Consider the following 22078-nt stretch of genomic DNA (forward strand, 5'->3'; position numbering starts at 1 on the left):
GATCATCATCAGGGTGTTGGAAGTCCCTGTTGCTGCATTGAAGAGGGCGCTTAGGTAAATCCGGGCGCGTAACTCAAGGGTGTGGCGCGAGGCCCCATGTGGGCCGAAGTGATAGGAAGTGGTTCCAGGAAAAGCCTCTAAGCTTCAGCTGTACGAGACCGTACCGCAAACCGACACAGGTGGACGGGATGAATATTCCAAGGCGCTTGAGAGAACTCGGGAGAAGGAACTCGGCAAATTGATACCGTAACTTCGGGAGAAGGTATGCCCTGTTAGGGTGAGACGCCTGCGCGTCGAGCCTGAGAGGGTCGCAGAGAATCGGTGGCTGCGACTGTTTATTAAAAACACAGCACTCTGCTAAGACGAAAGTCGACGTATAGGGTGTGACGCCTGCCCGGTGCCGGAAGGTTAAGTGATGGGGTGCAAGCTCTTGATCGAAGCCCCGGTAAACGGCGGCCGTAACTATAACGGTCCTAAGGTAGCGAAATTCCTTGTCGGGTAAGTTCCGACCTGCACGAATGGCGTAACGATGGCCACACTGTCTCCTCCCGAGACTCAGCGAAGTTGAAGTGTTTGTGATGATGCAATCTACCCGCGGCTAGACGGAAAGACCCCATGAACCTTTACTGTAGCTTTGCATTGGATTGTGAACCGGCCTGTGTAGGATAGGTGGGAGGCGCTGAAAATTGGTCGCCAGATCAGTTGGAGCCAACCTTGAAATACCACCCTGGTTTGTTTGCGGTTCTAACCTAGGTCCGTTACCCGGATCGGGGACAGTGCATGGTGGGCAGTTTGACTGGGGCGGTCTCCTCCCAAAGCGTAACGGAGGAGTTCGAAGGTACGCTAGGTACGGTCGGAAATCGTGCTGATAGTGCAATGGCATAAGCGTGCTTGACTGTGAGACTGACAAGTCGAACAGGTGCGAAAGCAGGACATAGTGATCCGGTGGTTCTGAATGGAAGGGCCATCGCTCAACGGATAAAAGGTACTCTGGGGATAACAGGCTGATACCGCCCAAGAGTTCATATCGACGGCGGTGTTTGGCACCTCGATGTCGGCTCATCTCATCCTGGGGCTGTAGCCGGTCCCAAGGGTATGGCTGTTCGCCATTTAAAGAGGTACGTGAGCTGGGTTTAAAACGTCGTGAGACAGTTTGGTCCCTATCTGCCGTGGGCGTTGGATACTTGACGGAGCCTGCTCCTAGTACGAGAGGACCGGAGTGGACGTACCTCTGGTGTACCGGTTGTCATGCCAATGGCATTGCCGGGTAGCTAAGTACGGAAGAGATAACCGCTGAAGGCATCTAAGCGGGAAACTCGTCTGAAGATTAGGTATCCCTGAGGACTCGATCCTCCTAAAGGGTCGTTCAAGACCAGGACGTTGATAGGTCGGGTGTGCAAGTGCAGTAATGCATTGAGCTAACCGATACTAATTGCCCGTGCGGCTTGATCCTATAACCCTTACCTTTACAGATCCTACGATCTGATCGGTGCTGCATCGCGCAGCTACCGTTCCACACAGAACATACTCTGTGCATCACATCCCCGAGGCTAATCCCCTCAACGTGTGCTTCTTCCCCCATTCGGACCGTTGGACTGACCTCCAACCGTCCTACCCCCTTCGCCTGACGACCATAGCGTCTCGGTACCACCCCTTCCCTTCCCGAACAGGACCGTGAAACGAGACCGCGCCGATGATAGTGGATGTACATCTGTGAAAGTAGGTCATCGTCAGGCTCTTATCCCTCAAACGCCCCAGCTACTCACGCTGGGGCGTTTGTCTTTGTGCGGTAAGATCCTTTGAGCTGCCCCCCCAGCAGCCCACCACCCCGCGCCCTAATACCCCCTCACACGCTTATTCCATAAAAAAACCCCTCCACCGAATACATCGGCAAGGGGCCTTCTTATCGCCACGCCTAACCCGCAAAAACAGGAAAAGCGTGCCGCGTGATTACGTGCTATGCGCTTATTTGGCCAGACGCTTGGCGATGGCGGCCACACGGGCGCCGTATTGCCTGGCGGTCTCGAGGTCGCCGGAAGACATGGCATCGGCGCCGGCATCCGAAGGAGACTGGATCAGTGCGCCGACCGAAGCGCCCAGATTATTGATGTCGCTGCGTGTGGCTGCTTGCGTATTCGCCGGGGGCAAGCCCAGGCTGACCCAGATGCCGCCGTGCTGCGAAGCCAGCGTTTGAAGCGTGATCAGAGTGACCTGCTTGTCGCCATTGAGGCTTGCGCTGTTGGTGAATCCACCGAAGACTTTGTCCTGCCAGGCGCGCACGAACCATTTCTTTGAGGTGGCGTCGGCGAACTTCTTGAACTGCCACGGCACCGAACCCATATAGGTCGGTGAACCGAAGATGATGGCATCGGCGCCATCCAGTGAGGCCCAGCCTTCATCGCCCAGGTTGCCTTCCGCGTCGATGGCGAGCAGCTCGGCATCAGCGCCTTGAGCAACGATTTCTGCAGCGCGTTTGGTATGGCCGTAGCCGGAAAAATAAACGACGACGGTTTTCGTCATGAGAAACTCCTAGAGTGTTGGGAAGCCGAGAAGAAAATCGACCATGCCCAGGACTCTACGCGTCTTGCCGGTGGCCAACAATGAGCGCGGATAGAACAGTTTGTTCAGCAACGATACGCGCAAAAAAAACGAAAACAGCGTCCAGCGGGGCTCTGAAGACAGGAAGGCCCCGATCAGGCTGCGGCGGGGATGACCAGACCACGGGTTACAGCAGGACGGGCCAGGAATGCCTGAAGCACGCGTTTCACATTGGCAAAATCGTCAATGCCGACAAGCTCGCCCGCGTCGTAAAAGCCGACGAGATTGCGCACCCAAGGGAAAGTGGCCATATCGGCGATGGTATAGGTCTTGCCCATGATCCAATCCCGGTTTTCCAGATGTTGGTTTAGTACGATCAGCAGGCGCCTGGACTCGGCGACATAGCGGTCGCGTGGCCGCTTGTCTTCGAATTCCTTGCCTGCGAACTTGTTGAAAAAACCCAGTTGGCCGAACATGGGGCCGATGCCACCCATCTGGAACATAAGCCATTGCAGGGTTTCATACCGACCTGCGGTATCGGCAGGGATGAATTGTCCGGCCTTGCTCGCGAGATAAAGCAAGATCGCACCCGACTCGAATAAGCCGAATGGTTTGCCGTGGGGGCCATTGGGGTCGAGGATGGCGGGGATCTTGTTGTTAGGGTTCAGAGACAGGAATTCGGGAGACATCTGCTCGTTGGCGGCGAAATCCACGCGATGCGCCTCGTAGGGCAGCCCGGTTTCTTCCAGCATGATGGAAACCTTTACGCCGTTGGGCGTGGGCAGCGAATAGAGCTGAATGCGATCGAGATGGCGCGCGGGCCATTTGCGGGTGATGGCGAAGCGGGACAGGTCTTTCATGGGATCGGGCGTCCGTAAGTGGAATGGATGCGAGGGGCGAGCCTGTACAAGCGGCTCGTGTGGCGAATCATCTTATGCCGGGAATTCGCCGTCGACATAGAACCAGCGCCCGTTCAGGCGCACGAAGCGGCTGACTTCATGCAGTCGTGCCGCCCGGCCGGCGTCACGTCTGCGCGCTACGAATTCGACTGTGACGTGATCGGGGTCTTGCTGGATATGGCTGACGACACGCAAGCCCAGCCATTTTATGCCCCGCGGATTGGGATCGAGCGCGAGAGGCCGGGTATCGGGATGCCAGGTCTGCAGCAGGTAGTCGAGCCTGTCTTGTACGAAAGCGGCATAGCGTGAGCGCATTAGCGCTTCGGCAGTCGGGGCCTGCAGAGACTGCTTGCCCTCGTGCCAGCGGCTGCAGCAGGCGGAGTACGCCACGCCAGTGCCGCAAGGACATGCGGCGGCAGTTCCGGCACGATGGCTCATCCGAGCAGGTCGGCGTATTCGGGATGGCGCCGGATGTAGGCTTGGGCGTAGGAACAGTGCGGTAGCACCTGCCAGCCGCGACCGCGTGCGGTGTCGAGCGCGATGCGGGTAAGATCGGCGGCGATGCCGCGACCGCCGACCTGGGGCGGAACGCCGGTGTGCAGAATGGTCATGCGCAGGCCGTCTACGCGGTAGTCGAGCTCACAGCAATAGCCGTCGACGGTGCAGGTGAATCGTCCTTGGGTCTGGTCATGGCTGATGTCGGTCATGCTCTGGCCTCACGTGGGTTGCGAGTTTTCGTCCGGTTTACTGTCCCAGCGACAACACGCTCCAGAGCGCGATCATGTCGACCAGACCCAGCCAGCAGGCGGTCCAAAAACTGTAGATTAGCCATTTAACGCCCCTGGGAACCTGGGCAGGGTCGATGTGGGAAAGCAGATAGTTCGCTTGCCCAATCACCCAGAAACGGCTTTTGGGAGCCGCCAGGTGCAGGTAGTAGTCGAGGATGATGGTGGCGCGGATGGTAAGGGGCAACTGCCGGAACGGTTTGTACTGCAGGTACGGGTGCTGCATGACGGCGTTCACCTGCTCGTGTCTGACGTAGAACAGGAGCAGGCCGCTGATTAACAGGACGGCAAAGCACAGTACGAAGATGCCGAAGGTGAACTGAAAGAGAGGGACGAAGGCCGGATTGTGCATGGCTCATTCCCGGGTCTGGCCGTCACCGTCGAGCACCCACTTCAGCGTGGTGAGTCCTTCGAGGCCCACAGGGCCGCGCGCGTGCAGCCGGTTGGTGGAAATGCCGATTTCCGCGCCCAGGCCGTATTCGAAGCCGTCGGCAAAGCAGGTGGGCAGGTTGACATAGACCGAACTGGAATCGACCTCGCGTTGGAAGCGCCGGGCCGCTGCCAGGTTTTCGGTGACGATGGAATCCGTGTGGCCCGAACCCCATCGTGCGATGTGCGCCATGGCCTGGTCTATGTCGTCGACCACTTTGATGGCAAGTATGGGGGCCAGGTATTCGGCGCCCCAGTCTTCTTCGGTAGCGGCAATGGCGTAAGGTAGAAGAGCCTGCGTGCGCGCGCAGCCGCGCAACTGGACGCCACGATCGTGCAGGGCCTTGCCAAGCCTGGGCAATATGGCCGCTGCCGCGCCAGCGTGCACCAGCAGGGTTTCCATAGCGCCGCAGATGCCGTAGCGGTAGGTCTTGGCGTTGAAGGCAACTTCATGCGCCTTGTCGCAGTCGGCCGCCTCGTCGATATAGACGTGGCAGTTGCCGTCCAGGTGCTTGATCAGAGGCACGCGGGCTTCCTGGGCCAGCCTGGCGATGAGACCCTTGCCGCCGCGCGGGACGATCACGTCGACATGCTCGGTCATGGTGACCAGTGCTCCGACTGCGGCGCGGTCGCTGGTTTCCACAACCTGGACGGATTCGGGCGGCAGGTCGGCCTTGGCCAGGCCCAGTCTGACCGCCTTGGCCAGGACCAGGTTGGAGCGCAGCGCTTCGCGGCCGCCGCGCAGGATCGCCGCGTTGCCCGATTTTAGGCATAGGGCCGCGGCATCGATGGTGACGTTGGGACGCGATTCGTAGATGATGCCGATGACGCCCAGCGGTACGCGCATCTGCGCCACGCGCATCCCGTTGGGACGCAGCGTCGAGGCCGTGATGCTGCCTACGGGGTCGGGCAGCGCAGCAATCTGGCGCAGGCCTTCCTGCATCTGACCGATGTGGCGATCGGACAGCGCTAGGCGGTCGAGCAGGGCGGCATCGAGGCCGTCGCGCTTGGCGTCGGCCACGTCTTCGGCGTTAGCTGCGTACAAGGCGTCGCGGTGCTCGGCAATGGCGTCGGCCATGGCCAGCAAGGCGCTGTTCTTCTGGTCGGTGCGGGCGAGCATGGTGCGGCGCGACGCGGTTCGCGCCCGCTGGCCCATGGCTAGCATGGATTGTTCGATGGTACTCATGGGCGTGAGTTTAGCTGGTGTTACGGCGTCGAGTTTCCGAGCCGCCGAGGCCTTGAGAACCGAAACACAAGCAGATGCGAATCAGCCGCGGTTGCCTGCCGCGGCGACGCGCAAGGCCAGGCGGGCCATTTCTTCCCACGCGTTCGACAGCCTGCCTGCGGTGGGCAGACCCTTGATGAGGCGGTCCACGTCGTGGGCATGCTGGACGGCTGCAGGCCAGGACTTTGGCGGCACGCGCGCAAGCGCCTGCATCGCCAGGCGCTCGTGATTGCCGAAGATGCGCAGGCGGCGCATGAGTCCGCCCAGGTCCTGCCCCTGCTGGCGGGCATCGGCCAGGCGCGACAGCAGGCGGATTTCCTCGCCGACGGCCCACAGCACCAGCGGTTCGGCCTCGCCCTCGGCGCGCAGACCTTCGATCATGCGCAGGGTGCGCACGCTGTCACCGGCCAGCATGGCGTCGCGCAGACCGAAGACATCGTAGCGAGCCACGTTGAGCACGGCGCGTTCCACGTCTTCGGACGAAAGTTCGCCCTCCGGATAGAGCAGGCCGAGCTTCTGGATTTCCTGGTGCGCGGCCAGAAGATTGCCTTCGACCTTGTCGGCCATCCATTCCAGCACGGCCTTGTCGGCGCGCTGGTTCTGGCGCGCCAGGCGAGCGCCTATCCACGCAGGCAACCGCGGGCGGTCTATGGTGGCGACGTCGACCATGACGCTGCTTGCGGTCAGGGCCAGGGCCCATTTACTGTTGCGGGTTTCCTTGTCCAGCCGGGGCAGTGCGATGATGACCAGGACGTCGGGGTTGGGTTGGGCGCGGGCTTGCTCGGCCAGGCGCATCAGGGTTTCGGCGCCGGTTCTGCCCGGCTTGCCGCTATCGAGCTTGATCTCCAGCAGGCTGCGATCGCCGAACAGCGAGATGGTCTGCGTCGCGGCCAGCGCCGCGCTCCAGTCGCTGCGCGCGTCCATGACCAGCGAGGTGCGTTCCGAATAGCCGGCCTGGCGGGCGGCGGCGCGTAAGGCGTCGATGGCTTCGATGACTAGGAGCGGCTCGTCTCCCGATACCATATACAGCGGCGCCAGAGTCTGACCGGCGCGTGTCAGATGACCGGCCAGACTGTTGGCGTCCAGGGCTGTCGCCATGTCAGCGGGGCGCGCCGTCCAGCAGGGTGGGGGGATTGGCCCAACCGGGAGGCATGCTTTGGACAGGCGGAACTTTGTTCACGTCGTACACGGGATGATTGGGGTTGATCTCGCCACGCTCCAGACGCGCATAGCTTTCGCGTACATCCGGGGCAGCAAGACGGCGCAGGATGCGGTTGATAAGCGATTGCTCCATTGAGTCGTAAAGCGAGTTGATCAGGCTGTTCAAGGCCTGGGAGGCGCTGGTGTTGTAGGGCAGCTCGCGATAGGTGGTGAACGTGGTGTCGGGCAGGATGGTATTGCCCTTGGAATCGATCACGCGGAAGGTAAAGCGTATGCCCAGTTCGTATTCCTCGACCTGCCCTTGGGCATTGAGAGTCGTATCGTTGATCAGGCGCTGGTTGGCGACCTGCTGCATCAGGACCTGGGCTTGCTTGGGTGTCTCGACCAGTTGCGTATTGGGCGATGCGGCCCGCAGGGCGCGCCGTAGATTGGCGCCGAAGTGGGTGTTGTGGGGCACCCCGACATACAGCGTGTTGAACGGCAGGGGGGTTTCGCCGCGCAGGTGAAAGCCACAGCCGCCCAGCAGGGCGAGTAGCGCCAGGCCCGCGGCGGATAGAAACCAGCAGGAGCGCGTGCGCAAGCTCAGCCAGACATGATTCATTGCGTGATCCTCAAGCGACGACGTTGACCAGTTTGCCCGGCACCACGATGACCCGTTTGGCCGGACGGCCATCGAGGAAGCGGGCTGCGTCGGGATGGGCTGCCGCCTGCTGCTCGATGTCTTCTTTGGATGCCTTGGCCGACACGCGCAGCGAACCGCGCAGTTTGCCGTTGACCTGCAGCATGAGCTCGATCTCGTCGGACACTAGCGCGGCTTCGTCGACATGCGGCCAGGGGGCATCGAGCAGATCGCCCAGTTCGTGGGCATAGCCCAGGTCGCGCCAGAGTTGCCAAGTGATGTGCGGTACCACCGGATAGAGCACACGCAGCAGGATGCCGAGGGTTTCGGCCAGGGCTGCGTCCGCCGCCGTACCTTCGGGCAGCTTGGCCGACTCGATGGCGTTGAGCATTTTCATGCAGGCCGACACCACGGTGTTGTACTGGATGCGTTGGTAGTCGTAGTCGGCTTGCTTGAGCAGGCCGTAAATCTCGCGCCGCAGATTCTTGACCGAGGCGTGGGCCTGGGGCCAGTCGTAGCCGACGGCCATGCCGCGGGCCACGGCTTCGCGCTGGGCGTGGGCCAGCGACCACAGGCGGCGCAGGAAGCGGTGAGCGCCTTCCACACCAGAGTCGGACCATTCCAGGGTCTGCTCAGGGGGGCTGGCGAACATGACGAACAGACGGGCCGTGTCCGCGCCCTGGGTGTCGATCAAGGATTGCGGATCGACGCCGTTGTTCTTGGACTTGGACATCGTGCCCACGCCGCCATAGTCCACCGTCGAGCCGTCGGCCTTGAGCTTGGCGCCCAGGATGACGCCCTTGGCGTCGTAGACGTTCTCGACCTCCTCGGGCCAGAAATACTCGATGCCGCCCTTGGCATTGCGGCGCGAATAAATATGGTTGAGCACCATGCCCTGACACAGCAGCTTGGTGAAGGGTTCGTCGAACTTGATCATGCCCATGTCGCGCATGACCTTGGTCCAGAAGCGCGCGTATAGCAGATGCAGCACTGCGTGCTCGATGCCGCCGATGTACTGGTCCATGGGCATCCAGTAGTCGTTGCGGGCATCGACCATGGCGCCGTCGTTGGTGGGCGAGGTATAGCGCATGAAGTACCAAGACGAATCCACGAAGGTGTCCATGGTGTCGGTTTCACGGCGCGAAGGCTTGCCGCACTTGGGGCAGGCGCACGACAGGAAGGCTTCGTTCTTGGCAAGCGGGTTGCCGCTGCCGTCGGGGATGAGGTCTTCGGGCAGGACCACAGGAAGGTCTTTTTCGGGTACCGGCACAGGGCCGCAGTCGGCGCAGTGGATGATGGGAATGGGCGTGCCCCAATAGCGCTGGCGCGAGATGCCCCAGTCTCGCAGGCGCCAGGTGGTCTGCTTTTCGCCCAGGCCCATGGCCGACAAATCGGCCGCCACGGAATCGACCGCCAGCTTGTGCGTGAGGCCGTCGTACTTGCCGGAGTGGATGGTCGTGCAGACCTGTTTGTCGCCGTACCATTCCTGCCAGGCATCATCGGAATAGGTCTTGCCTTCGACGGCCACGACCTGCTTGATGGGCAGCGCATATTTGCGGGCGAAGGCGAAGTCGCGCTCGTCGTGCGCCGGCACGCCCATCACCGCACCGTCGCCGTAGCTGATGAGCACGTAGTTGCCTACCCACACCGGGATCTGTTCGCCGGTGATGGGATGGGTGACCGACAGCCCGATGGGCAGGCCGGTTTTCTCGCGGGTGGCCAACTCGGCTTCGGTGGTGCCGCCTTGCTTGCATTCCTCGATGAAGTTGGCAATCTTGGCGTCGGACTGCGCGGCATGCGTGGCCAGTGGATGTTCCGGCGCCACGGCGCAGAAGGTAACACCCATGATGGTGTCGGCGCGAGTGGTGAAGACGTAAAGCCTGCCGTCCTGGATGAGATTGCCGTGCGCATCCTTGATCTGATGGGGAAAAGCGAAGCGCAGTCCTTCGGACTTGCCGATCCAGTTTTCCTGCATGATGCGCACGCGCTCGGGCCATCCGGTCAGGCCCGTCCGTACCTCGCGTAGCAGTTCTTCGGCATAGTCGGTGATGCGCAGGTAATAGCCCGGGATTTCGCGCTTTTCGACCAGAGCGCCGGAGCGCCAGCCGCGGCCGTCGATGACCTGTTCGTTGGCGAGCACGGTCTGGTCGACTGGATCCCAGTTGACGGTCTGGGTCTTGCGGTAGGCGATGCCCTTTTCGAGCATTTTGAGAAACAACCACTGGTTCCACTTGTAGTACTTGGGATCGCATGCGCACATCTCGCGCGACCAATCGATCGCCAGGCCCATCGCCAGCATCTGCTTTTTCATGTAGGCGATGTTGTCGTAGGTCCACTGGGCGGGCGGCACCTTGGACTTGATGGCGGCGTTCTCGGCGGGCATGCCGAAGGCGTCCCAGCCCATGGGCATGAGCACGTTGTAGCCACGCATGCGCAACTGGCGCGTCATCATGTCGTTGATGGTGTAGTTGCGTACATGGCCCATGTGCAGCTTGCCGCTGGGGTAGGGCAGCATCGAGCACGCGTAGAACTTGGGCTTCTCGGAGCCGTCGGGGTTCTTGGCGTGTTCGGTGACGAGGTAGGCATTGCGGGCCTGCCAGTCTTGCTGGGCGACGGCTTCGACGGTGGTGGGCTGGTAGCGATCCTGCATGGAATCTGTATCGTGTTTGATTCGGTAAACCTTAGATTATAGAGGGGTTGCCCGCATGGTCAGTCCGTATCCTCTAAACAAAAAAACCCGCCACGAGGGCGGGTTTCGACTGGGCGGGAACGCTGCGCGGTTTACTGCGCGGCGTCTTTCATTTTCTTGAGCGGGCGGATTTTGACCTTGACCGAAGCGGGCTTGGCCGGGAACCAGCGCTCCTGTCCGGTGAAGGGGTCCTTGCCAAAGCGCTTGGGCTTGGCGGGGACCTTCTGCACGACGGCCTTGAACAGGCCGGGCAGCGTGAAGGAGCCAGCGCCCTTCTTGTCGACCGAACCCAGCACGGCAGTTTCGAGACCAGCCAGCACGGCCTTGACCGCCTTGGCTTCAACGCCGGTGTTCTCAACCAGGTGCGCGACCAGCTGCGACTTGTTCAGGGCGGTCTTGATGGGACCGGCGGCCTTCTTGGCGGCGGGAGCGGCTTTCTTGGCTACGGGCTTCGCAGCTTTCTTGACTGTCTTGCTGACTTTTTTGGCGGGGGCTTTTTTGGTTGCCATGATCCAATCCATGAAAAGGGTGAGGATGAGACCGCACAGCGCTTGCAAGGAACCACTTGTCAATGGGTCTTTGCCAGCACGGGCTGCCTAGCGCCCGATGATAGCGGAACTCGCGGTGAAAGCGTGCATTTGCGCGCTCCTGGCGCGTATTTATTGTTGTTTTCCGCGCAGTGCACGCACGGCCTTGTCGGGTGGCTGAAGCCGCGAACCGTCCAGATAGCCGGTGGGCTGCGCGATCATGCGGCCGTCCTGCTCGGCAGTGACAGCCAGGCAGACACCCAGCGTGGATTGATGATCGATTGGGCGAAAACGCACGGGACCGTAGGGCGTGTCCAGCTTGAGGCCGGCGAAGGCGGCGGCCACGGCATGCGGGTCGTCGTCGGACGCCTTGAGCAGGCCTGCGGCGATGGCGCGCAATGCCATGTAGCCCAGCGCCGAGGCCGAGCCGGGCGCGGTGCCGTAGCGTGCCTGGTAGTCCTGGTTGAAGCGCTGCATATTGGCCTGGTCACCGATGGGCACGCAGGGGTAGCCGCTGACAAGCCAGCCCGCTTGGGCATCGGTTCCCAGGGCTTGCAGAGTTTCGGGTTCGCCCGCCGTCGGGGCAACCACGGGCATGTTTTGCAGCAGGCCCTGCGCTTTGCCGTCATGCACGAAGCGCACAAGGTCCGGACCGTCGAGCAGGATGAAGAGGGCATCGGGCTTGTCCTGCAGCAACTGGCGCACAATCTTGCTTGCTTCGAACTTGCCCGGCTCGGCCGCCTGGTTCGAGACGATGGTCGTGTGAGACTGGAAGTGGGTGATCATGTCCGTGAACGTCGCGACGGTCGGGCGGCCATAGGCGTCGTCGGAGTAGACCACTGCCCAGCGTCTTTTGCGTAGGCCGAATGCCCTGGGCACCAGAGCGGCCATCTGCATCCATCCCGATGGGGCCAACTGGTAGGTGTAGGCATTGCCTTGCTGCCACGTGAGCCGGCTGGACATGGGGAAGGTGGCTAGATAGAAATCCTGATTGATGCCGGCGTAGTCGGATAAGGCCAGGCCGGCGTCCGAGTTGAAGCCGCCGAAAAATAGCGTGACATGATCCCGGTCGGCCAGCTTTTGTGCCGCGGCGACGGCGCCGTGGGCCGTGCCGCCGTCATCGCTTGAGATAACCCGCAGTTTGCGGCCCAGCACGCCGCCGTGCCGGTTGATTTCGTCTAGCGCCATCTGCCAGCCCTTGCGGTAGGGATCGAGAAGGTCGGGGCGCAGTTTGTAGCTATTGATATCGCCGATGAGGATGGGCGGCTGGGCCGGTTTCGCGGATTTGACCGCATTCGCGGCATGCCCGGCCTGGCGCGGCCCGGCCTGACGCGGCCCGGCCTGCCTCTCGGCGGCGCAGGTGGGCAGCGTGCAGAGTCCGGCCAGCAGGCAGGCGGCAAGGCGTGGGAGCAGGCTTGGAAATCCGGTCGGGCGTGGCATGGAGTCGGATCGCGGATGTGAAAAGGCCCTGCATGAGCAGGGCCTGACAATACTACGCGACGAATACTACGCGACGCCGCGCAGGTGCCTGGTTTTGGGCTGAATTACTTCAGCTTGGTTTCCTTGTACTCGACGTGCTTGCGCGCGACGGGGTCGTATTTCTTGAACAGCATTTTGTCGGGCGTATTGCGTTTGTTCTTGGTGGTGGTGTAGAAGTGGCCCGTGCCCGCGGTGGACTCGAGCTTGATCTTTTCACGGTTGCCTTTGGCGGCCATGTCGTGCTCCTGGAATATATGGGGTTAGGCTGGCGGGATCGAAAGCGCGCAGGCTTTCAGACCGCTTCGCCGCGAGCGCGCAGGTCGGCCAGGACGGCGTCGATGCCGTTCTTGTCGATCGTGCGGATGGCCTTGGTCGTCACGCGCAGGCGGACCCAGCGGTTTTCGCTTTCGACCCAGAACCGGCGCGATTGCAGGTTGGGGAGAAAGCGACGCTTGGTCTTGTTGTTAGCGTGTGAAACATTGTTGCCCACCATCGGGCCCTTGCCGGTAACTTGGCAAACGCGTGCCATGATGCACCTCTCGGTTGTTGTCGTTCCGAGGGTCGGGGCAGGGCAGGATGAAAAGGCGGTAAGCGCGCAGGCCGAACATGTGCGGCCGCTGCAATGCGCCGTTGGTTCGGGCCGTCTGGGCAAAAAGACCCAAAGATGGCAATGCGTGCTTATACCCCGCCGATTTGCCCAGGCCCCTTGTTCGGAAAGCCAGGTAATTCGGATTACGCGCCCGCAAAGCATAGCGAACCACGCAACAGGAAACTGCAATAAGATTTCGATTCTAGTATGAATCGCTATGGCTAGTCAAATATCTACCGGGAGGCCCGGATTGCGCCTGTGCCCTGGGCCGATCTTCGGGGGGATTCAGTCCAGCCTGGAGCGGCGGCCATTTCTGCGGTCCGGGAGCGGAAAATCCATTAAAATGGACAAGAACCCCGCGCTGACGGGGTTTTTATTTTTCGGCAGCAGCGCGATGCCGGTTTTCGCGCCGTGGTGGCAGGCAGTACGAGAGGAAATCATGGGTCAGGCGATCAGAAAGGTCGAATACGACCGGCCGCAAGGGGCCGCTTGCGGCGTTGGGCAAGCGTGGGCGCGGGTTCCCGATGTGACTTGCGGCGCGCAACGCGCCGCACTGAAGGAGCGCATCCGCGCGCTGCTCGAACGCGAGAGGGCGGTGCTCGTCGCGCACTATTACGTCGATCCCGAACTGCAGGAACTCGCTGACGAAACCGGCGGTTGCGTGGCTGACTCGCTCGAAATGGCGCGCTTCGGCCGCGATCACCCGGCGCACACGCTGGTGGTGGCGGGTGTGCGCTTCATGGGCGAGACCGCCAAGATACTGAGTCCGGGCAAGCGCATCCTCATGCCCGATCTGGACGCGACCTGTTCGCTCGACCTGGGTTGTCCGGCCGACGAATTCTCGGCGTTTTGCGACGAACACCCGGATCGCACCGTAGTCGTCTACGCGAATACGAGCGCAGCGGTGAAGGCGCGCGCCGACTGGATGGTGACGTCCTCGATTGGCCTGGAGATCGTTGCCGACCTGCATGCGAGGGGAGAGAAGATTCTCTGGGCGCCGGATCGGCACCTGGGCGGCTACATCCAGAAACAGACCGGCGCGGACATGCTGCTCTGGCAGGGGTCGTGCCTGGTGCACGACGAGTTCAAGGGTATCGAGCTCGATTTGCTGCGCGCCGAGTATCCCGATGCCAAGATTCTGGTACACCCTGAGTCGCCGGAAAGCGTGGTCGCTTTGGCCGACGTGGTCGGCTCGACGACGCAATTGATCGAAGCGGCTGTCCGGCTCGACGCGCAACGCTTTATCGTCGCGACCGACCTGGGTATTTTGCACAAGATGCGCCTGGCCGCGCCGGGCAAGACCTTTATTGAAGCGCCCACGGCGGGCAACAGCGCCACCTGCAAGAGCTGCGCGCACTGCCCGTGGATGGCCATGAACGGCCTCGCAAATCTTGCCGACGTGCTCGAGCGCGGCCATAACGAGATCCGCATGGACGCTTCGATCGGCGAGCGCGCCCGCCTGCCGATCGACCGTATGCTTGCGTTCGCGGCCGAGCGTAAGCGTCGCGTGCAGGCAAGCGGCGATCTCGCGCGCGACGGCGCGCTGTTCTCGCAAGTGGGGCCGGCCTGATGGGCGCGCTCGAATTGCTCGCGGCCGATGCCGTTTCCCCCGTCGTCGGCGAGGTGCGCGCGCAGTACGGCGCGGCCTTGGACGCGGCGATCGCCCGCAACGTGGCCGATGCCCTCGAGGAGGATGTCGGCTCGGGCGATCAGACAGGCCGTCTGGTTCCCGCCGGCCAGACGCGCGATGCGCGCATCGTCGTGCGCGAGGATGCCGTGCTGTGCGGCGTGCTCTGGTTCGATGCAGTGGCAAGGCGCGTGGACCCGCGCATCGAGGTGCGATGGGGCTATCGCGAAGGCGACCGGATGGCGGCGGGCACGGTTGTGTGCTCGTTGCGCGGTCCGGCGCGTGCGTTGCTGACCGCCGAGCGCAATGCCATGAATTTCCTGCAACTGCTGTCGGGCGTGGCGAGCGTGACGCGCCGCTACGTCGACCTGATCGCGCATACGGCCACCCGCATCCTGGACACGCGCAAGACGCTGCCGGGCCTGCGTCTTGCGCAGAAGTACGCGGTGCGCGTGGGCGGCGGCGCGAATCAGCGTTTGGCGCTCTACGATGGCATCCTGATCAAGGAAAACCACATTGCCGCGGCCGGCGGCGTCGGGCCTGCCTTGGACGCGGCGCTCGCGCTCGATGCGGGCGTACCGATCCAGATCGAGGTTGAAACGCTGGATCAGCTCGAAACGGCGCTTGCGCACGGCGCGAAGTCGGTGCTGCTGGACAACTTCTCTTTCGACATGATGCGCGACGCGGTCAAGTGCGCCGCAGGCCGTGCGGTGCTCGAAGTCTCGGGCGGGGTGAATTTCGAGACCGTGCGTACGATTGCGGAAACGGGCGTGGACCGGGTTTCCATCGGCGCGCTGACCAAAGACGTGCGCGCGACGGATTTTTCCATGCGTATCGTCTAAAAGCGCATCTGGCCGGGCGCAAGAACGGTCGGCAGGGCTTTGGGCAGGACATCCGGCCAGTCGCGGCTGTAGTGCAGGCCGCGGCTTTCGCGGCGCGAGCGCGCGCTTTGCACGATCAGCGTGGCGACATCCACGAGGTTGCGCAGTTCCAGCAGATCGCGGGTGATGCGGAAATTCGCGTAGTACTCGAGGATTTCGTCGTGCAGGAGCGCAAGGCGGTGCTGCGCCCGCTCCAGCCGCTTGTCGGTGCGCACGATGCCGACGTAGTTCCACATCAAGCGGCGCAGTTCGTCCCAGTTGTGCGCTACGACGACCTCTTCGTCAGAATCCGATACGCGGCTTTCATCCCAGTTGGGCAGCGGCGCCTGCACACCCGCGCCGGGACCTGCCGCTTCAATCGCCTCGGCGGCCGAACGACCGATCACGAGACACTCCAGCAGCGAGTTGCTCGCAAGCCGGTTGGCGCCGTGCAGGCCCGTGCAGGCAGTTTCGCCGACTGCATAGAGGCCTGCGAGGTCGGTTCGGCCGGCAAGGTCGGTGACGACACCGCCGCAGGTATAGTGCGCCGCGGGCACGACGGGAATCGGTTCTCGAGCGATATCGATGCCGAATTCGCGGCAGCGCGCAAGAATCGTCGGGAAGTGCTCTTGCAGGAATTGCGGCGGCTGGTGGCTGATGTCCAGGTGGACGCAGTCGATGCCGTGCTTCTTGATCTCGAAGTCGATCGCACGGGCAACAATGTCGCGCGGCGCGAGCTCGGCGCGTGCGTCGTGCGCGGGCATGAAGCGCGTGCCGTCGGGCAGGCGCAGGATGCCGCCTTCGCCGCGCACTGCCTCGGAAATCAGGAATGACTTGGCGTGCGGATGAAAGAGGCAGGTGGGATGGAACTGGATGAACTCCATGTTCGCCACGCGGCAGCCGGCGCGCCACGCCATGGCGATGCCGTCGCCTGTGGCGGTATCGGGGTTGGTCGTGTAGAGGTACACCTTGCCCGCGCCGCCCGTGGCGAGCACCGTGTGCGGCGCCTGGATCGTCACCGTGCGGTCGTTCTTCAGGTCGAGTGCATAAAGGCCGTGGCAGCGCCGCCCGGGCAGCCCGAGGCGGTCGGATGTGATGACATCGATCGCGTGATGGTCTTCGAGGATCGTGATGTTCGGGTGCGCACGCGCGCGAGCGAGCAGCGTTTGCAGCACCGCGTGGCCGGTGGCGTCGGCGGCGTGGATGATGCGGCGATGACTGTGGCCGCCCTCGCGCGTGAGGTGAAAGCCGAGCTCGGCGGCGGAGTCCTTGGTGAACGGAACGCCCTGGGCGATCAGCCATTCGATGGCCTGGCGGCCGTGCTCGACGATATGGCGCGTCGCCGCTTGGTCACACAGGCCGCCGCCCGCAACGAGTGTGTCATCGACGTGGCTTTCCACGCTGTCGGCCGAGTCCAGCACCGCAGCGATGCCGCCCTGGGCATAGTCGCTCGCGCCTTCGTCCATCGCGCGTTTGGCGACGACCGCCACGCGGTGCGTTTCGGCCAGGTTCAGCGCGACGCTCAGTCCCGCCAGGCCGCTGCCGACGATTGCCGCATCGAAATTCATGATTCTGCTTCTCCGTTTTTCTCAGGCGGTCGCGGCGTGGGCGGTCGCGCTGCCGCGAGCCATCCGGCCGAAGAGCCAGGACAGGCAGGCACAGGCGGCCATGACGGTGGTTAGCGGCAGGGCGCTGTCCGCCTGCCAGAGGCTGATGGCCGTGCTGGCCAGTGCGCTGCACGAGTATTGGATCGCGCCCAGCAGGGCTGAGGCCGCGCCCAGGCGGCGTCCCTGTTCGGACAGGGCCAGGGCGGCCGAGTTGGGGTTCACGAAACCGTTGCTGAACATATACACCGCGATGTAAGCCGTGGCCAGCCACAAGGTGATGGCGCCGGACAGAGCCATGGACAGACCCATCAAGGCGGCCAGGGACAGGGCGATCAAGGCGCGGCGCTGCAGCCGCAGTGAAGGGTGGCGGCGCAGCAGGAAGGCGCTTATCTGGGCCCCGACGATCAGCGCCATGGCATTGCCGCCGAAGAACAGGCCGTAGTATCGGGCCGGGACCCCGTAGACCTCGATGAACAGGTGCGGCGAACCCGCGATATAGGCGAACATTCCGGCCTGGCTCATGCCGCCGGTGAGGGTGTGCGCCATGAATCCGCGGTGCCCGAGCAGGCCGCGGTAGTTGGTGAAGATGGTGCGCCAATGCAGCGGCAGGGCTTTTTCGGACGGCAGAGATTCGCGCATGCGCAGGGCCACCATCACAAGCAGGACCAGCCCCACGCCAGCCATGGCCCAAAACAGGCTGCGCCAGCCCAATGCCACGAGCTGTCCCCCGGCCAGGGGGGCGAGCATGGGAGCCAGGCCCATGATCAGCATCATCAGCGACAAGGCGCGGGCGGCGTCCTGCGTCGCGTAATGGTCGCGCACCACGGCGCGGGGTACCACCATGCCGGCTGACGCGCCCAGCGCTTGCAGTACGCGCCAGACGATCAGAGCCTGGACACTGCCGGTCAGGGCGCAGCCCATGGCGGAAACGGTGTAGAGCACCAGTCCGCACAGCAGGGGCGGTTTTCGACCGTAGCGGTCGGCCAGTGGGCCGTAGATCAGTTGGGAGAGGGCCAGTCCGACGAAATAGGCGGACAAGGTGCGTTCAATTTCCCCCAACTGCGCGTGCAGCCCCAGGGCCATGGCCGGAAAGGCCGGGAGATACATGTCGGTGGAAAACGGGCCGATCGCGGTCAACGCGCCCATCAGGATCAACCAGCCGGGCAGCCTGCGAGACGGGAATTCGGACAACGACATGAGAGCAAGCGTGCGGACGCAGTTTGCGCCGAGAAGGACGGAACCCGGAAAAAACACCGTGAGACGGGCCAGCCGAGAACGAACTGTGCAATGTATCACGTGGGGAAATACATGCGCTCGCAAGTAAATTCCGATACATTTCCAAGGTTCGATCATTAGGGGAGTAAGTTCGTGAACCCGTTGTTGTCCGCCGTGGATCGGAAACTGAAGGCCATGACGCAGATGCCGGTCCAATTGGTTATGCCCGATGGCACGGCTCTGGGGGCGTCCGATCCGCGCGTCAAGTTCACCGTGCGCGACAAGAAGTCGCTGGTTCATCTGGCGGAAGGCTCGGCCGGCGTGCTCGGCCAGGATTACGTCGAAGGCCTGATCGATATCGATGGCACCATGCGCGACGTCATGGCGGCTGCGGCGCAGATGTTGCCGGATTCGCCCATCGAGGCGGCGCGTACCGGCCGGCTGACCGAACTGGTGCGCAAGCTCATTTCCATCTGGCGCCACTCCGTCGAGCGCGACGCCAGGCAGATCGAGTTTCACTACGACCTCTCCGAGGCCTTCTATTCCCTTTGGCAGGACCCCCGCCGGGTCTATTCCTGTGCGTACTACCGCGAGCCGGGCATGAGCTTGGCGCAGGCCCAGGAAGCCAAACTTGACCACATCTGCCGCAAGCTGCTTCTGCGGCCGGGCGAGCGGTTCCTGGACATCGGTGCCGGCTGGGGGGGGCTGCTGCTGTGGGCCGCTGAGAACTACGGCGTCGACGCCACCGGCATCACGCTGTCGCGCAACCAGCATGCGCACGTCACCCGCCTGATCGAGGAAAAAGGCCTGTCGGGCCGTGTGCGCATGGAGCTGCTGGATTATCGAAAACTCGACGAGTCGCAGCCATTCGACAAGATTTCCTCGGTGGGCATGTTCGAACATGTCGGCCGAGCCCTCCTGCCCGAATACTTCGCCAAGCTGCGCCGCCTGCTCAAGCCCGGTGGCCTCATTCTGAACCATGGCATCACCGCCGGAGGCGTCTACAACGCTGAACTGGGCAGCGGCATGGGCGAGTTCATCGACAAGTACATATTCCCGGGCGGCGAGCTGACGCACGCGAGCAATGTGCTGGAGGCCGTGGCCCTGGGTGGCCTGGAGACGGTCGACATGGAAAACCTGCGCCCGCACTATGCCCGCACGCTGTGGGCCTGGAGCGATGGGCTGGAGGCACAGCTGGACCGGGCCGCCGAGATCCTCACTCAGGACAGGGGCGAGCAGGGCATGAAATCGTTGCGCGCCTACCGGCTTTACCTGGCCGGCTGCGCCATGGGCTTCGAGCATGGCTGGATCTCGCTGCACCAGTTCCTGCTGGCGCCCCTGGCCACCGGGCGTTCGGACGAGCTCGACAATCCGGCCGACCTTGGCTATGCCTGGCGCCGCGACTATATGTACGACGGGCGGCAGAAGGCCTGATCCGTCGTCGCGCACGCAGATTGATTCACACCGGCTGGCCGCTGGCTACAATTCGTTCATGCCCAGTCGACGCACACCTACCGAACAAGACCAGCCCACGTTGTCCGAGGCGGACGGCGTGCGCTATCTGCATTTCAACACCGAGTGGGTGCAGGGGGCGATGCGCATCGCCGATCCCAGCGCCCTGGTGCTGGAATACACGGCGCAAATGATGGCCTGGCTGCTGTTCCTGGCCCCGCCCCGCGAAGCATCCATTGGACTGCTGGGCCTGGGGGCGGGATCGCTGGCGCGCTTTTGCCTGAAGCAAACGCGCAGCGATTTGGAAGTCGTCGAATGGAATCCCCGGGTCACGGCCGTTTGCCAGTCTTTCTTTCGCCTGCCGCCCTCGCCGCGGATGCGCATCCACCACACGGACGCGGGACTCTGGGTGGCGGACCCGCTGAACGCGGGCAAGTGCCCGGTGCTCATGGCGGATCTGTATGACGCGCAGGCGCGAGGGCCGGTGCGCGACTCGGTTGCTTTTTACCGGGCCTGCAGGCGGGTACTGGGCGAAGCGGGCGTGCTGGCGGTGAATCTGTTCGGCCGGCATGAGAGCTTCAGCCGCAATATCGACAATCTTTGCACAGCGTTCGATGATCGCGTGATTTTGCTGCCCGAGATCGACCAGGGCAACCAGATCGTGCTGGCATTTAGCGGCCCGCCGCTGGCCGTGACGCCGGCGCAGCTACTCGAGCGCGCCGAACAGATAGAAGCCGAATACGGCCTGCCTGCGCGGCGCTGGGCGCGGGCTTTGCTGGGCCACGCTGTGCAAGGCGTACTGTATCTCTGAAAATAGCAATACTTTGCAGGGAAAAACCCATGTCCAATCTATACGCCGTGCTCGAGAGCGGTTTTCCCGTCGATCGCAAAACCGTAGCCATCGAAACTCCCGAACGTTGCTACACCTGGGATGACATGGATCGCGCCAGTGCCTGCCTGGCCAATTTGCTGGCTTCGCTGGCGTTGCCTGCCGGTGCGCGTGTGGCTGTGCAGGTGGAAAAATCGCCCGAAGCGCTGCTGCTTTACCTGGCGACTTTGCGCGCCGGACTGGTCTACCTGCCGCTGAACACCGCCTACCGCGAATCGGAGATCGGGTATTTCCTGGGCAACGCCGAACCGGATGTGGTGGTGTGCGCGCCGGAGAACGCGGCCTGGGTCGGACGCATCGCCCGCGCCGCTGGCGTGGGACACGTCTATACGCTGGGCGACCAACGCACGGGTACGCTGCTGGATGCTGCGGCAAGTTTCCCGCAGACCTTTTGCACCGTGGAGCGCAAGCTGGACGACCTGGCGGTCATCCTCTATACCTCGGGCACTACCGGACGCAGCAAGGGCGCCATGCTGACGCACGGCAATATGGCGTCGAACGCGCTGACGCTTGGCCAATATTGGGGGTGGCGCAGTGACGATGTGCTGTTGCACATGCTGCCCATATTCCACATCCATGGCCTGTTCGTGGCATCGCACGGCGCCCTGCTGGCGGGCGCGCGCATGATCTGGCTTCCCAGGCTGGACGTGAACCAGGCTTTGCATTACCTGCCGCGCAGCACGGTGATGATGGGCGTGCCGACCTACTACGTACGTCTTCTGGCCGACGCGCGTTTCGACCGGGAGGCGTGCCGCAATATGCGCCTGTTCATTTCGGGCTCGGCGCCGCTCTTGATGGAAACCTTCAATGCCTTTCGCGAGCGCAGCGGCCACACCATACTCGAGCGCTACGGCATGAGCGAGACCGTGATGCTGACCTCCAACCCATACCACTGCGCGGATGGCGAACGTTTGGGCGGTACGGTGGGCAAGCCCTTGCCGGGCGTGCAACTGCGCGTCGTCGATGACGCCGGACACGCCTTGGCTGCGGGGGATATTGGCCATATCCAGGTGCGCGGCCCCAATGTGTTTTCCGGCTACTGGCGCATGCCCGAGAAGACGCGCGAGGAGTTCACTGCCGATGGCTGGTTCAAGACCGGCGACGTGGGTCGATACGGCGGCGCGTCAGTGGGCAGGCAGGTGCCAGAAGGCTATGTCTCCATCGTTGGCCGCAGCAAGGACCTGATCATTTCGGGCGGCTACAACGTTTATCCCAAAGAGATCGAGGGTTTCATCGACGATATACCGGGCGTGGCCGAATCGGCCGTGATCGGGGTGCCGCATCCCGATTTCGGCGAGGCGGTGGTGGCCGTGGTGGTGCCCAAGCCGCATGTCAGCCTCGACACGCAGGCCATGCTGGCGGGACTGAAACAAAATATCGCCAATTTCAAGGTGCCCAAGCGTATCCACATTGCCCAGGAGCTGCCGCGCAACACCATGGGCAAAGTGCAGAAGAACGTCCTGCGCGAGACCTACCAGACATTGTGAC

Annotated in this window: 20 protein-coding genes, 2 rRNA genes and 1 pseudogene (1 of these 23 running past the window's edge); 7 read left to right on the forward strand and 16 right to left on the reverse strand. The window is 62.8% G+C overall.

The window, feature by feature from the left end; all coding sequences use genetic code 11:
• A 23S ribosomal RNA gene (locus H143_RS0111995) occupies positions 1–1453 on the forward strand (it extends 1429 nt beyond the left edge of the window).
• Between the two features lie 170 nt (positions 1454–1623).
• Positions 1624–1736 (forward strand): 5S ribosomal RNA (rrf, locus tag H143_RS0112000).
• Between the two features lie 229 nt (positions 1737–1965).
• On the opposite strand, the gene H143_RS0112005 is transcribed toward rrf, so the two are convergent.
• The 14 genes and pseudogenes from H143_RS0112005 to H143_RS22480 all read right to left on the reverse strand — a co-directional run bounded on the left by H143_RS0112005 (position 1966) and on the right by H143_RS22480 (position 13381).
• A complete protein-coding gene (locus H143_RS0112005; RefSeq protein WP_019938486.1) occupies positions 1966–2520 on the reverse strand; it encodes a flavodoxin family protein in 555 nt (184 codons plus the stop codon).
• A 173-nt stretch (positions 2521–2693) separates the two neighbouring features.
• Positions 2694–3398 carry a glutathione S-transferase N-terminal domain-containing protein gene (locus H143_RS0112010; RefSeq protein WP_019938487.1) on the reverse strand — a complete coding sequence of 235 codons (705 nt, stop codon included), beginning with the start codon at positions 3396–3398 and terminating at the stop codon, positions 2694–2696.
• A gap of 72 nt (positions 3399–3470) precedes the next feature.
• Positions 3471–3875, reverse strand: a complete 405-nt coding sequence (locus H143_RS22090) for a YchJ family protein (protein ID WP_081627044.1) — start codon at positions 3873–3875, stop codon at positions 3471–3473.
• Positions 3872–4144: a GNAT family N-acetyltransferase gene (locus tag H143_RS0112020; protein WP_019938489.1), complete on the reverse strand. Its 273-nt coding sequence runs from the start codon at positions 4142–4144 to the stop codon at positions 3872–3874. The genes H143_RS22090 and H143_RS0112020 overlap by 4 nt, the downstream gene beginning before the upstream one ends.
• Positions 4145–4181: 37 nt before the next feature.
• A complete protein-coding gene (locus H143_RS0112025) occupies positions 4182–4574 on the reverse strand; it encodes a hypothetical protein (protein ID WP_019938490.1) in 393 nt (130 codons plus the stop codon).
• Positions 4575–4577: 3 nt separating this feature from the next.
• Positions 4578–5864, reverse strand: a pseudogene (locus H143_RS0112030) (glutamate-5-semialdehyde dehydrogenase); the annotation flags it as partial.
• A 54-nt stretch (positions 5865–5918) separates the two neighbouring features.
• Positions 5919–6974 carry a DNA polymerase III subunit delta gene (gene holA, locus H143_RS0112035; RefSeq protein WP_019938492.1) on the reverse strand — a complete coding sequence of 352 codons (1056 nt, stop codon included), beginning with the start codon at positions 6972–6974 and terminating at the stop codon, positions 5919–5921.
• 1 nt (position 6975) lies between these two features.
• Entirely contained in the window at positions 6976–7638 is a 663-nt protein-coding gene (gene lptE / locus H143_RS0112040) for an LPS assembly lipoprotein LptE (RefSeq protein ID WP_019938493.1), read from the reverse strand.
• Between the two features lie 10 nt (positions 7639–7648).
• Complete coding sequence (gene leuS, locus H143_RS0112045) at positions 7649–10306, reverse strand: leucine--tRNA ligase (protein ID WP_019938494.1); 2658 nt, start codon at positions 10304–10306, stop codon at positions 7649–7651.
• A gap of 131 nt (positions 10307–10437) precedes the next feature.
• Positions 10438–10854, reverse strand: coding sequence for an HU family DNA-binding protein (locus H143_RS0112050; RefSeq protein WP_026349987.1), 417 nt, complete (start codon positions 10852–10854; stop codon positions 10438–10440).
• A gap of 150 nt (positions 10855–11004) precedes the next feature.
• Entirely contained in the window at positions 11005–12312 is a 1308-nt protein-coding gene (locus tag H143_RS20590; RefSeq protein WP_019938496.1) for an ABC transporter substrate-binding protein, read from the reverse strand.
• Between the two features lie 104 nt (positions 12313–12416).
• A complete protein-coding gene (gene rpmG, locus H143_RS0112060; protein ID WP_019938497.1) occupies positions 12417–12587 on the reverse strand; it encodes a 50S ribosomal protein L33 in 171 nt (56 codons plus the stop codon).
• A 56-nt stretch (positions 12588–12643) separates the two neighbouring features.
• Positions 12644–12880, reverse strand: coding sequence for a 50S ribosomal protein L28 (gene rpmB / locus H143_RS0112065; protein ID WP_026349988.1), 237 nt, complete (start codon positions 12878–12880; stop codon positions 12644–12646).
• A 345-nt stretch (positions 12881–13225) separates the two neighbouring features.
• The gene (locus tag H143_RS22480) at positions 13226–13381 is read right to left on the reverse strand and encodes a hypothetical protein (RefSeq protein ID WP_155803384.1); all 156 of its coding nucleotides are present in this window, start codon (positions 13379–13381) and stop codon (positions 13226–13228) included.
• Between H143_RS22480 and nadA the strand changes: the two genes are divergently transcribed.
• Positions 13380–14510 carry a quinolinate synthase NadA gene (gene nadA / locus H143_RS0112070; protein WP_026349989.1) on the forward strand — a complete coding sequence of 377 codons (1131 nt, stop codon included), beginning with the start codon at positions 13380–13382 and terminating at the stop codon, positions 14508–14510. The two genes, H143_RS22480 and nadA, sit on opposite strands and share 2 nt — an antisense overlap.
• Positions 14510–15409, forward strand: coding sequence for a carboxylating nicotinate-nucleotide diphosphorylase (gene nadC, locus H143_RS0112075; RefSeq protein WP_019938500.1), 900 nt, complete (start codon positions 14510–14512; stop codon positions 15407–15409). The genes nadA and nadC overlap by 1 nt, the downstream gene beginning before the upstream one ends.
• On the opposite strand, the gene nadB is transcribed toward nadC, so the two are convergent.
• Both nadB and H143_RS0112085 read right to left on the reverse strand, forming a co-directional pair.
• Positions 15406–16995, reverse strand: a complete 1590-nt coding sequence (gene nadB, locus H143_RS0112080) for an L-aspartate oxidase (RefSeq protein ID WP_019938501.1) — start codon at positions 16993–16995, stop codon at positions 15406–15408. The genes nadC and nadB overlap by 4 nt on opposite strands.
• 21 nt (positions 16996–17016) lie before the next feature.
• A complete protein-coding gene (locus H143_RS0112085; RefSeq protein ID WP_019938502.1) occupies positions 17017–18231 on the reverse strand; it encodes a multidrug effflux MFS transporter in 1215 nt (404 codons plus the stop codon).
• Between the two features lie 171 nt (positions 18232–18402).
• On the opposite strand from H143_RS0112085, the gene H143_RS0112090 reads away from it, so the two are divergent.
• From H143_RS0112090 to H143_RS0112100, 3 genes are read left to right on the forward strand one after another with little or no spacing between them, the layout of a single operon-like run.
• On the forward strand, positions 18403–19683 hold the full coding sequence (locus H143_RS0112090; RefSeq protein ID WP_026349991.1) for a class I SAM-dependent methyltransferase: 1281 nt from the start codon (positions 18403–18405) through the stop codon (positions 19681–19683).
• A gap of 58 nt (positions 19684–19741) precedes the next feature.
• Positions 19742–20512 carry a spermidine synthase gene (locus tag H143_RS0112095; RefSeq protein WP_019938504.1) on the forward strand — a complete coding sequence of 257 codons (771 nt, stop codon included), beginning with the start codon at positions 19742–19744 and terminating at the stop codon, positions 20510–20512.
• A gap of 29 nt (positions 20513–20541) precedes the next feature.
• On the forward strand, positions 20542–22077 hold the full coding sequence (locus H143_RS0112100) for a malonyl-CoA synthase (RefSeq protein WP_019938505.1): 1536 nt from the start codon (positions 20542–20544) through the stop codon (positions 22075–22077).
• Position 22078: the final 1 nt, after the last annotated feature.

It is taken from the genome of Bordetella sp. FB-8 (assembly GCF_000382185.1).
Lineage (GTDB): Bacteria > Pseudomonadota > Gammaproteobacteria > Burkholderiales > Burkholderiaceae_B > Bordetella.

Excerpts from the sequence above, each read along its gene's own strand:
- H143_RS0112005 (WP_019938486.1), bottom strand. The coding sequence starts at position 2,520 with ATGACGAAAACCGTCGTCGTTTATTTTTCCGGCTACGGCCATACCAAA.
- H143_RS0112010 (WP_019938487.1), bottom strand. The coding sequence starts at position 3,398 with ATGAAAGACCTGTCCCGCTTCGCCATCACCCGCAAATGGCCCGCGCGC.
- H143_RS22090 (WP_081627044.1), bottom strand. The coding sequence starts at position 3,875 with ATGAGCCATCGTGCCGGAACTGCCGCCGCATGTCCTTGCGGCACTGGC.
- H143_RS0112020 (WP_019938489.1), bottom strand. The coding sequence starts at position 4,144 with ATGACCGACATCAGCCATGACCAGACCCAAGGACGATTCACCTGCACC.
- H143_RS0112025 (WP_019938490.1), bottom strand. The coding sequence starts at position 4,574 with ATGCACAATCCGGCCTTCGTCCCTCTCTTTCAGTTCACCTTCGGCATC.
- holA (WP_019938492.1), bottom strand. The coding sequence starts at position 6,974 with ATGGCGACAGCCCTGGACGCCAACAGTCTGGCCGGTCATCTGACACGC.
- lptE (WP_019938493.1), bottom strand. The coding sequence starts at position 7,638 with ATGAATCATGTCTGGCTGAGCTTGCGCACGCGCTCCTGCTGGTTTCTA.
- leuS (WP_019938494.1), bottom strand. The coding sequence starts at position 10,306 with ATGCAGGATCGCTACCAGCCCACCACCGTCGAAGCCGTCGCCCAGCAA.
- H143_RS0112050 (WP_026349987.1), bottom strand. The coding sequence starts at position 10,854 with ATGGCAACCAAAAAAGCCCCCGCCAAAAAAGTCAGCAAGACAGTCAAG.
- H143_RS20590 (WP_019938496.1), bottom strand. The coding sequence starts at position 12,312 with ATGCCACGCCCGACCGGATTTCCAAGCCTGCTCCCACGCCTTGCCGCC.
- rpmG (WP_019938497.1), bottom strand. The coding sequence starts at position 12,587 with ATGGCCGCCAAAGGCAACCGTGAAAAGATCAAGCTCGAGTCCACCGCG.
- rpmB (WP_026349988.1), bottom strand. The coding sequence starts at position 12,880 with ATGGCACGCGTTTGCCAAGTTACCGGCAAGGGCCCGATGGTGGGCAAC.
- nadA (WP_026349989.1), top strand. The coding sequence starts at position 13,380 with ATGGGTCAGGCGATCAGAAAGGTCGAATACGACCGGCCGCAAGGGGCC.
- H143_RS22480 (WP_155803384.1), bottom strand. The coding sequence starts at position 13,381 with ATGATTTCCTCTCGTACTGCCTGCCACCACGGCGCGAAAACCGGCATC.
- nadC (WP_019938500.1), top strand. The coding sequence starts at position 14,510 with ATGGGCGCGCTCGAATTGCTCGCGGCCGATGCCGTTTCCCCCGTCGTC.
- nadB (WP_019938501.1), bottom strand. The coding sequence starts at position 16,995 with ATGAATTTCGATGCGGCAATCGTCGGCAGCGGCCTGGCGGGACTGAGC.
- H143_RS0112085 (WP_019938502.1), bottom strand. The coding sequence starts at position 18,231 with ATGTCGTTGTCCGAATTCCCGTCTCGCAGGCTGCCCGGCTGGTTGATC.
- H143_RS0112095 (WP_019938504.1), top strand. The coding sequence starts at position 19,742 with ATGCCCAGTCGACGCACACCTACCGAACAAGACCAGCCCACGTTGTCC.
- H143_RS0112100 (WP_019938505.1), top strand. The coding sequence starts at position 20,542 with ATGTCCAATCTATACGCCGTGCTCGAGAGCGGTTTTCCCGTCGATCGC.